General features: G+C 70.6%; 3 protein-coding genes. 1 reads left to right on the top strand and 2 read right to left on the bottom strand.

What is annotated here, in order from left to right:
* Positions 1 to 143 precede the first annotated feature (143 nt).
* Complete coding sequence (locus MKL20_RS01670) at positions 144 to 314, top strand: hypothetical protein (RefSeq protein WP_244035219.1); 171 nt, start codon at positions 144 to 146, stop codon at positions 312 to 314.
* Between the two features lie 214 nt (positions 315 to 528).
* Here the strand turns inward: MKL20_RS01670 and MKL20_RS01665 are convergent, their stop codons facing one another.
* Both MKL20_RS01665 and MKL20_RS01660 read right to left on the bottom strand, forming a co-directional pair.
* Positions 529 to 1,377, bottom strand: a complete 849-nt coding sequence (locus MKL20_RS01665) for a hypothetical protein (protein ID WP_244035218.1) — start codon at positions 1,375 to 1,377, stop codon at positions 529 to 531.
* 57 nt (positions 1,378 to 1,434) lie between these two features.
* Positions 1,435 to 1,581 (bottom strand): hypothetical protein, encoded by a 147-nt coding sequence (locus tag MKL20_RS01660; protein ID WP_244035217.1) that lies wholly within the window; start codon positions 1,579 to 1,581, stop codon positions 1,435 to 1,437.
* Positions 1,582 to 1,679 lie beyond the last annotated feature (98 nt).

Genomic DNA, 1,679 nt, shown 5'->3' with positions numbered 1-1,679 from the left:
CTGCGCTACAGTGGCGACACCGGCCCCTGTAGTCGCGCCCGCACCTGAGCAACGGCTTCAGGCTCGGGGATCTCCAGCAAGGCGGCGATGGCCTCGTGACAGGCCACCCAGCGTCTCGATGTCCGTAGCAGTCCAAGCCCAGCGTGGTCGACGCCATAGACGGCAACGCGCCGTTCAGCGCGGTGGAGCCTGACGTCAAGGATTACGGCGTTCAGAAACAGCCAGTAGAAACGCATCGCCTGCACCCGGTTCAGGGGCCGGCCTTTGCGATCAACACGGCCGATGCGGCGCAATGGGATCTCCGTTGGCATTAGGCTCGCTCCAGGAAGTCTATCAACGCAGACCCCGCTGCCGTGATGACGTTCCCTTGCCCCCGCCACGGTAGGACGATCGGCGCTGGCCTCGGTTCAGTCGCTCCCTCCGGCAGCACGGTCTCGGGCGCCTCGGCCTCGCGGTCGTGGTCGTTGCCGCGTATCACAGGATCAGCGGGAGGAGGCGCGGCGGGTCGAGCGCCGCGCGGTGGCGGCTTCAGGCCCAATCTGCGCGGGTCGAGGCGTGCTCGTGTTCGAGGCTGGCGGGGTCGATGCCGGCAACGGCGGCCGCGCTGCGCAGCAGGTTCGGCCAGGCGCCGCCCGTGTCCTTCCACGGATAGAGGCCGATCACCCGGACCAGGGCGGCCATGCCCTCCGGGGTAGTGGCGACGTGCCGGCCAATCTCGCGGTTCAGATCGCGAAACTCGTCCTCTGCCGTCCGACGGGCCGCTTCAAGGCGCCGTCGGTCGGTCGCGGTCTCGACGGCTTCCACCTGGGTATCGAAGGCGTCGGCGATCGGCAGGAGAGCTTTCCATCGGCGGATCCGGCCAGGCGTTTTGCCGCCTCGGCCAAGCATCGGGACCGCGCGGGCGATGGCGATGCGCAGCGCCTCCCCGGTCCAGGCCCGCTCGGTGTGAGCCTCCTCGGTTCCCCAATCCAAGGCGACGTGCCTGAGGTTCACACCGAGGAGCGTGGGCCAGCGCCAGCCGCCGAGCACCCGAATTTGCTCATCGCGGGTCGCGAACAGCTCCGGCGGGCACGTGACGATGACCGCGTAGACCTGCTGATAGGCGACACCCCATTCCTCCCGCGCCCTCTCCTGAGCGTCGTTCGCCCGTAGCCACCGCTCGCCTAGCGTCACGAGGGCAGCATCGGGATGCGGCTGCGCGGGGGTCGCCACGATCGGCGCGGAGATCGCCGGCAGTGGCACGGCGACGGCCATCGATCCGGCTACGACGGTACGGCGGCTGGGTAGAGCGCCACGTAGGTCGGCGGCGCGCTCCCGAAGGCTCGGGCGCTCGCCATCGCGGCGGATCAGGTTCTTGAGGGAAGTGCGCAGGGACATCGCGGGATCCTCGGATGAGGGACGCGGGCAGCCGGCCCGCTCGGGTGCGGGTCGGGTTCAGAGCAGGGTGGCGAGGCCGGTCAGCACCATGCCGCCGCCGATGGTGAGGGCCGCGGCCAGCAGCTCGCCGGCCGTGTCGAGGAAGCGGAGGCTGCGGGTGGTGTCGGGCCGTGCCGGAGTGACGGCCTGCCAGGGCCCGGACACGCCCGGGACCGGCTCGATCGGGAGGTTCGGGTAGCGGGGAGCGGCCGGGATACGGCGGCGGGCGACGCTCAGGGCAGCAGGTCAGCGGATCGGGTCGG

Origin of the sequence: Methylobacterium sp. E-066 (genome assembly GCF_022829635.1) — a bacterium.
GTDB lineage: Bacteria > Pseudomonadota > Alphaproteobacteria > Rhizobiales > Beijerinckiaceae > Methylobacterium.
Note: the sequence above shows the minus strand (reverse complement) of the source record. Positions and strands in the feature narration are given on the sequence as shown.